This is a genomic window from Allomuricauda sp. CP2A (assembly GCF_001683915.1).
GTDB lineage: Bacteria > Bacteroidota > Bacteroidia > Flavobacteriales > Flavobacteriaceae > Flagellimonas.
The window spans coordinates 1-7,454 of sequence record NZ_LXTT01000125.1; the positions used below are offsets into that span (position 1 = coordinate 1).

General features: G+C 42.9%; 8 protein-coding genes. 6 read left to right on the plus strand and 2 right to left on the minus strand.

Annotated features, from left to right (window positions below):
* Positions 1–54 precede the first annotated feature (54 nt).
* The 5 genes from A7D14_RS14490 to nudK all read left to right on the plus strand — a co-directional run bounded on the left by A7D14_RS14490 (position 55) and on the right by nudK (position 4,717).
* Positions 55–510 (plus strand): DUF4442 domain-containing protein, encoded by a 456-nt coding sequence (locus A7D14_RS14490; protein WP_067036102.1) that lies wholly within the window; start codon positions 55–57, stop codon positions 508–510.
* 146 nt (positions 511–656) lie between these two features.
* A complete protein-coding gene (locus A7D14_RS14495; protein WP_067036105.1) occupies positions 657–1,457 on the plus strand; it encodes a TIGR00266 family protein in 801 nt (266 codons plus the stop codon).
* Positions 1,458–1,591: 134 nt separating this feature from the next.
* On the plus strand, positions 1,592–3,292 hold the full coding sequence (locus A7D14_RS14500; protein WP_067036107.1) for a GMC oxidoreductase: 1,701 nt from the start codon (positions 1,592–1,594) through the stop codon (positions 3,290–3,292).
* A 3-nt stretch (positions 3,293–3,295) separates the two neighbouring features.
* Complete coding sequence (locus A7D14_RS14505) at positions 3,296–3,889, plus strand: gluconate 2-dehydrogenase subunit 3 family protein (RefSeq protein WP_067036110.1); 594 nt, start codon at positions 3,296–3,298, stop codon at positions 3,887–3,889.
* Positions 3,890–4,129: 240 nt separating this feature from the next.
* Complete coding sequence (gene nudK, locus A7D14_RS14510) at positions 4,130–4,717, plus strand: GDP-mannose pyrophosphatase NudK (RefSeq protein WP_067036113.1); 588 nt, start codon at positions 4,130–4,132, stop codon at positions 4,715–4,717.
* Here nudK and A7D14_RS14515 read toward each other — a convergent pair.
* A complete protein-coding gene (locus tag A7D14_RS14515; RefSeq protein WP_067036116.1) occupies positions 4,711–5,994 on the minus strand; it encodes a D-alanyl-D-alanine carboxypeptidase/D-alanyl-D-alanine-endopeptidase in 1,284 nt (427 codons plus the stop codon). The two genes, nudK and A7D14_RS14515, sit on opposite strands and share 7 nt — an antisense overlap.
* A gap of 119 nt (positions 5,995–6,113) precedes the next feature.
* Between A7D14_RS14515 and A7D14_RS20445 the strand changes: the two genes are divergently transcribed.
* The gene (locus A7D14_RS20445; protein WP_067036119.1) at positions 6,114–6,311 is read left to right on the plus strand and encodes a hypothetical protein; all 198 of its coding nucleotides are present in this window, start codon (positions 6,114–6,116) and stop codon (positions 6,309–6,311) included.
* Between the two features lie 30 nt (positions 6,312–6,341).
* Here the strand turns inward: A7D14_RS20445 and A7D14_RS14525 are convergent, their stop codons facing one another.
* Positions 6,342–7,283: a hydrogen peroxide-inducible genes activator gene (locus tag A7D14_RS14525; RefSeq protein ID WP_067036122.1), complete on the minus strand. Its 942-nt coding sequence runs from the start codon at positions 7,281–7,283 to the stop codon at positions 6,342–6,344.
* Positions 7,284–7,454 lie beyond the last annotated feature (171 nt).

Sequence of the window (7,454 nt, forward strand, 5' to 3'; positions counted from 1 at the left end):
AACAATATGAATCATTGTAATTTTCCCTATTTTTAGTGTTCCAAAAACTATGGTATGGCCCTGACACCCAGTAAAATCAATACGTTTACCTTTTTTAATCTTCCCTCGGCCTGGTGGTGTGGCGTGCGGCTCAAGAGTATTGATGATAAAAGAGCAGTGACCACGGTAAAGCATAAATGGTTCAACCAAAACCCGTTTAAGTCCATGTTTTGGGCGGTGCAGGGGATGGCGGCCGAGCTGAGCACCGGGGCTTTGGTGATGAACGAAATCCAGAAAAGCGGTAAAAACATATCCATGTTGGTGGCCAATAATAAAGCCACATTTACCAAAAAAGCCACCGGACGAATTGTGTTTAGCTGCGAGGAAGGGCATTTAATCGCTGATGCCATCCAGAAAACCATTGAAACCGGAGAGGGGCAAACCTGTTGGATGAAATCCGTTGGGGTAAATGAAGATGGGGTAGAGGTCTCTACTTTTCATTTTGAATGGACCGTGAAGGTGAAGGGGTAAAAAGGGTAATGGTAAAAGGCAAAAGATTAGGGGGTGAAGGTTTGTACAATTTTTTCTGATGCCTGTGTAACAAAATCCAAAGCAAATCAACAGATAAACAAATTAACAAGTTACCCAAACAAGCTGGGCATAAAAAACAACAAAAAATGAACGCACACGAAATAGACTACCACATTTACGGTGAGGAAATGCAATATGTGGAGATTGAACTGGACCCCCAAGAGGCTGTTGTGGCCGAGGCCGGCAGCTTTATGATGATGGACACCGACATAAAAATGGACACCATCTTTGGCGATGGCTCCAACCAAGATTCCGGGGTGTTGGGCAAACTCTTCTCCGCAGGAAAACGTCTCCTGACCGGTGAAAGCCTTTTTATGACCGCTTTCCTGAATGTGGGACACGGCAAAAAGAAGGTAAGCTTTGCTTCGCCCTATCCCGGGAAGATCGTTCCCATAGATCTTTCCGAAAAAGGAGGGAAGTTCATCTGTCAAAAAGATGCGTTTTTATGTGCCGCAAAAGGGGTTTCGGTAGGTATAGAATTCTCCAAACGCTTGGGTCGTGGTTTTTTTGGCGGTGAGGGTTTTATCATGCAAAAATTGGAGGGCGATGGTATGGCCTTTGTACATGCGGGAGGGACCATGGCGAAAAAAACATTGGCCGCCGGGGAGACCTTAAAAGTGGACACGGGCTGTATTGTTGGCTTTTCCCAGACCGTGGATTACAATATTGAATTTGTGGGTGGAATCCGTAATACCGTTTTTGGAGGTGAAGGCCTTTTCTTTGCCACGTTGAGAGGTCCCGGAACCGTGTACATCCAATCCCTTCCCTTTAGCCGACTGGCCAGTAGGGTGTGGGCCGCAGCGCCAAGAGGTGGCGGAAAAGACAAGGGTGAGGGCAGTATTTTAGGAGGTCTTGGCGACTTATTGGACGGTGATAACAGATTCTAATTTCCTGATGCGCACCTTTTGAAAATCACTTTTTCGTAGAAAGAAGTTAAAAAAGTGTTCAAAACACAATTCATTTGTCCCAAAAATGATTAATGGCTATATTGATAGCAATTCTATTTTAATCATATTAATTAATGGCAAACTATAACATCGATGCCAAAAAGGACGTGACCTATGACGCCATTGTCATTGGCTCGGGAATCAGTGGTGGATGGGCAGCAAAGGAATTGTGTGAAAAAGGACTGAAAACTCTGGTTCTTGAACGCGGAAAAATTGTGGAACACGTGGTGGACTATCCCACCATGCACTTAGATCCATGGGATATGGAATTGCGCGGAGGACTTACTCCTGAACAAAAGAAGAAACACTACAAGGCCATACGTTCTGGATGGATTGGAACGGACACCGAACATTTTTGGGCGGATGACGAAGCCAACCCCTATACCGAAGAAAAACCTTTTTTGTGGCTACGCGGCCATCAAATGGGAGGTAAATCCCTGCTGTGGGGAAAACAGACCTACCGTTGGAGCGATTTGGATTTTGAGGCCAACGCCAAAGATGGTCATGGGGTGGACTGGCCCATTCGCTATAAAGATATTGAGCCGTGGTACACCTATGTTGAAAAATTTGCCGGCATCAGTGGCGAAGCTTTGGGGCTTCCTCAATTGCCCGATAGCCATTTTCTTCCGCCCATGGAACTCAACTGTGTTGAAAAACACATAAAATCCCGGATAGAAAAGCAATTCAAAGGGAGAAATATGACTATAGGCAGGGTGGCGCACCTTACCCAGCCCCATAACGGAAGGGGGCAATGCCAGTATAGAAACAGGTGCAGTAGGGGGTGTCCCTTTGGGGCCTACTTTAGCAGTAATGCCACCACTTTGCCTGCGGCCCATGCTACTGGAAATCTGACCATCAGGCCGTTTTCCATTGTCCAATCGGTGATTTATGATGACAAAAAAGGAAAAGCCACCGGGGTTCGAATCATTGATGCGGAGACCAATGAGGATATTGAATATTCAGCCAAAATCATTTTTGTGAATGCTTCCGCATTGAGTACAACCCAAATTCTTATGAACTCCAAATCCAATAGATTTCAGAATGGTTTGGGGAACGATAGTGGGGAATTGGGTCACAACCTTATGGACCATACCTATAGAGTGGGGGCCATTGGTAAGGTTGAAGGATTTGATGACAAATATTATAAAGGTCGAAGGCCCAATGGGATTTATATCCCCAGATATGTCAATATTGATGAAGCATCCAAATCGGATAAATTCCTACGTGGGTTTGGCTACCAAGGGGGTGCTCATCGTGGTGGAAACCCAGCGAATGTGGAATCATTTGGAGCGGAATACAAAGACAGTATTCTAAAACCAGGCCCATGGGAATTCTTCATCACAGGATTTGCGGAATGTTTGCCGTACCACGAAAACAAAATCACCTTGAATACCGATGTGTTGGATAAATGGGGACAACCCACCTTGACCATCGATGCGGAATTTAAGGAAAATGAAAAGGCCTTGAACAAACAGATTCAGGAAGATGCTGTTGAAATGCTTGAGGCAGCAGGGGTTAAAGATGTTTTAGGTTTTGATAAGGAACACCCACCGGGCTATGGCGTGCATGAAATGGGCACGGCACGAATGGGCAGGGACCCAAAAACATCGGTATTGAACGAGTTCAACCAAGTTCATGCTGCCAAAAATGTATTTGTCACAGATGGAGCTTGCATGACGTCATCCTCTTGTGTAAACCCATCATTGACCTATATGGCACTAACAGCCAGAGCGGCAGACCATGCCGTATCTGAACTCAAAAAATTAAATCTGTAAAAGATGGATAGGAGAAAAGCATTACAAAAAACCGGACTATTTGCTGGCGCGACCTTAATGATGCCCACCATGCTATCAATTTTGCAATCGTGCAAAGAAGAAAAACGTTTGGACTGGCAACCGGAATTTTTTACTGAAGATGAAGCAAAAACTGTTTCGCTTTTGGTGGACATGATTCTGCCCCACACCGATACGCCTGGGGCGCTTGATGTGAAATCGGATATTTTTATGGATAAGGTGATTGCACGGACCTATGATGCCGAAGGTCAGGAAAACATGCGTTCTGAAATAGCGGCTTTCAATGCCAATTGCATGGATAAATACGGAGCTGTTTTCATCGATTTGGATGAAAGTGATCGAATCGCGGTTTTGAAAGAGGCCGAGGCGAACTCAGGCAAATTCAACCCCGGGGTTTGGGGAACTGCCGTAGGCGAACAGGAACCTATTGGGTTTTACAGAGGATTGAAATCCATGGCCATTTGGGCCTATTTCACTTCGGAGGAAATGGGAAAAAACGTATTGAGTTATGACCCCATCCCGGGCAACTATGAACCGTGCAAACCGGTTTCAGAAGTAGGAAATCGATGGAGTTTATAATTTAGATTGATTGTCCGTATTTTATCATAAACAAAACTTTCGTCAACCTGAACTTGTTTCAGGTTCTCATCAAATTACTGATTACTAACATGATGAGATTCCGAAATAAATTCGGAATGACGTGCAGAAGAAAATTATTACAGATAACGGATATTCAGATAATTTAGTTTCAAAAAAATAATTATAAAAAAGGACCATGTTTTTGCCAGAACATGGTTTTTTTGTTTAAAAAATCAACAAGTGGAAAATCATCACATCAGAAATATAAAAAAGGAACTTCTCTCGGATAATTGGTATACCCTCAACAAGTTTACGTTTGAGTACCAAAAAGCGGATGGTTCCTGGGAAACCCAACATCGAGAGGCGTATGACCGAGGGAATGGTGCGGCCATTTTACTGTACAACAAAGAAAAAGGGACTGTAATTCTGACACGTCAATTTAGGATGCCCACCTACGTGAACGGGAATGAAGATGGAATGATGGTGGAGGTCTGTGCTGGACTTTTGGAAAAAGGAAATGCCGAGGAGACCATTAAGATGGAAGTGGAGGAGGAGACTGGGTATAAGATTGATGAGGTAAAAAAGGTGTTTGAGGCCTATATGTCCCCGGGCTCCGTGACCGAAATACTCCATTTTTTTACCGGCAAGTATGAAGACGCCATGAAAGTAAGTGAGGGTGGAGGTGCCGAGGGCGAAACAGAAAACATTGAGGTTCTGGAGTTGCCTTTTTCCGAAGCTCTTGGGATGATAAAAACGGGTGAAATCAGAGATGCCAAGACCATAATGCTGCTACAGTATGCCCAAATCAATGATCTATTGGGTCAGTAGCTGTCATGAAGGGCTTTGAGGGTGGTGTAAATGGTGTTTCGTATTTGTGAGGTGGGTATTTGAAAATGATTGTTCATAAAACTGAAAATAAGCCACTTTCCCGATTTGGTTTTGAGGTAACCGCTGAGATTGTAATTGTTCCCCAGCGACCCTGATTTTGCAAAAATAAAAGGTTCAATGGATGGGTCCATCCAGTTTTTTAGGGTACCTGATGCATCCCACATGGGGAAAAGGGCAAACAAGCGTTCCTCAGGAATTTCCATATAGAGTTTTTGAAGGATTTGTACAAAGGATTTGGGCGTGAAAAGGTTGTATCGGGATAGGCCCGAACCATCTACCCATCGGGGAGGTTGTTCCAAATCACCCAATTCATTTTCCAGCATATAATCAATTGCTATTTTTGTGCTCAACGTATCTGAAAGCGTTGAAGAAGCCGTCATCAACAATTGCTCCGCCAAAAAATTATCGCTTTCAAGGAGCATGTCCTTATAAATGGAATCTGTTTCCATCCCAAAAAGCGTCTTTTTTTCAACCTGGGGAAAATGGTCTACAAGCACAACAGTTGTTTCCAATACATCTTGCAACAATTGTTTGGTGAGGGAATCGCTGGTAATAAAAGGGACCTCCAAAGTGTCCTGCTCCATGGATGAAATATAAAAATGGTTTTGAAGTTCATCCCTTTTTATGGTGGTATCCTTCACTTCAACCTTGTCCATAAAATAGTGCGGAGATACCTTTATTTCATCAGTATGGGATAGTGTCACTACATTTCCATAGAGGGGAAGGGAACTTTTTTCAGGGGAAAAGTAGGTGTCATAATCCTCCCAGGCCCAGCCGGGCCCAAATCGGGATTCTTTGGAATTTTGGGTGTACAGCGCAATGGTGCCCTGTTCTTTCAACCAATGTATGGCCGTACTGTCAGCCAAACGGGGATGGAGCCATGATGGATCTCCAGTACCTTCTATATATAAGGTGTCGTTGAATGTGGCATGCTTTAAGGTAGGGATGTTTTTGGGCAATAATTTGATCGAGGAATAGAATGTGGCGATTTTGGTATTGCTGGCAGGCGTAAAATACCGATCACCGTTGTGATCAAAGAGTGTTTTTTTGGTTTTGGCATCTATCACCACCAATCCGTGAAAGGAATTTTGTAAAGCATCATTCTGAAGTTTGCCGTTTAAAGTTCTACGCACCGAAGTACATCCAAAAAGTAAGAAAAATCCTGCTACAGTTATGACTGTCAGGGACTTAAATTTTTGAAAGAGAGGGGAGTACATAGGGTGGTTTATCGAATTTAACACGAAATTATTCATTTTTTAACTGCCACTGAGCTCATATAAACAAGTTTTTTGCTAAATTAGATGCACAACCACTTAATCAATTTAATCAAATTTCTATGCCCAGAGCAATGTTAGATTACACCAAGACTATACTGCAAAAGGTGAGTTTTGATGCTAGACTCTTCGCCAAAGAATTGAAAAAAGCTATTTCACGGTTATTGCCAGATGAAATCGAAGAACTTAAGATCTGGTTACAATTTTATATTGTTGACAAACCAGAGTTACAACCCACATTACTATTATTAAAAGCTTAAAATAACCAAAGAGCCGCGAAAGCGGCTCTTTTAATTTTTGGCCAAAGGGCTAATGATTTTCACGTCCTGAAATGCTATGGCTCCACGGACAATACTGGAAATCACCTCCCTCATGGCATCGGTGATTTGAATTTTTAATTCACTTTTGTGATAGATCAAGCTGATTTCCCGGGCTGGGGATGGACTTTTAAACGGTCTGAGGTTCTTTTTCTTATCAGGATCCAATTGAAGGGTATTCAGGTAGGGGAGTAGGGTCATGCCCATTCCCTCATCAGCCAAACTCACCAGGGTCTCAAAACTGCCACTTTCAATCTTAAATTTTTCCCCTTGAACGTTCTTGGTGGACTTACATAGATTAATGACCCCATCCCTAAAACAATGTCCGTCCTGTAAGAGTAAAATATCATTGACATCCAAATGTTCCGTGGTCAATAACTGCTCCTTGGACAAGCGATGGTTTTGGGGCACGTAACCCACAAATGGTTCGTAATACAGCGGTCTTTCCTTAATAAATTCTATTTCCAATGGCGTGGCGGCTATGGCAGCGTCCAAATGGCCATCCAAAATATTCCTGATCAGGGTATCTGTGGGTTGCTCCTTAATAATAAGGTTTACCTTGGGGTATTTTTTAATGAAAGTGTTCAAAAACATGGGCAGCAAAGTGGGCATTACGGTAGGTATGATTCCCAAAGTGTAATCTCCTCCAATAAACCCTTTGTCCTGATCCACTATGTCCTTGATACGTTCAGCCTCGGCCACAATATTTTTGGCCTGATCTACTATCTTTTTGCCCACTTCCGTGATGGTAATGGGTTTTTTGCCCCTATCAAAAATCAAAACACCGAGTTCATCCTCCAGTTTTTGCACTTGCATACTCAGGGTAGGCTGGGTCACATAACTCTTTTCGGCGGCCAAGGTGAAGTTTTTGTACTCCGCAACGGCCAGAACGTACTGTAGTTGGGTAATGGTCATGCACTATAAATTTGAATCATAAAAGTATGAAAACCTATCAATTTTATTTATGGAAAATCAATTGAATCATAGTTTATTTCTTAAAACTATATGGTCAAAAGGTAGACGCAAAAAAATAAACCCGCTCAAGCGGGTTTATTTAATAAGTTTTCTCTTCACAAAGGGTAAACT

Excerpts from the sequence above, each read along its gene's own strand:
- A7D14_RS14490 (WP_067036102.1), top strand. The coding sequence starts at position 55 with ATGGCCCTGACACCCAGTAAAATCAATACGTTTACCTTTTTTAATCTT.
- A7D14_RS14495 (WP_067036105.1), top strand. The coding sequence starts at position 657 with ATGAACGCACACGAAATAGACTACCACATTTACGGTGAGGAAATGCAA.
- A7D14_RS14500 (WP_067036107.1), top strand. The coding sequence starts at position 1,592 with ATGGCAAACTATAACATCGATGCCAAAAAGGACGTGACCTATGACGCC.
- A7D14_RS14505 (WP_067036110.1), top strand. The coding sequence starts at position 3,296 with ATGGATAGGAGAAAAGCATTACAAAAAACCGGACTATTTGCTGGCGCG.
- A7D14_RS14515 (WP_067036116.1), bottom strand. The coding sequence starts at position 5,994 with ATGTACTCCCCTCTCTTTCAAAAATTTAAGTCCCTGACAGTCATAACT.
- A7D14_RS20445 (WP_067036119.1), top strand. The coding sequence starts at position 6,114 with ATGCCCAGAGCAATGTTAGATTACACCAAGACTATACTGCAAAAGGTG.
- A7D14_RS14525 (WP_067036122.1), bottom strand. The coding sequence starts at position 7,283 with ATGACCATTACCCAACTACAGTACGTTCTGGCCGTTGCGGAGTACAAA.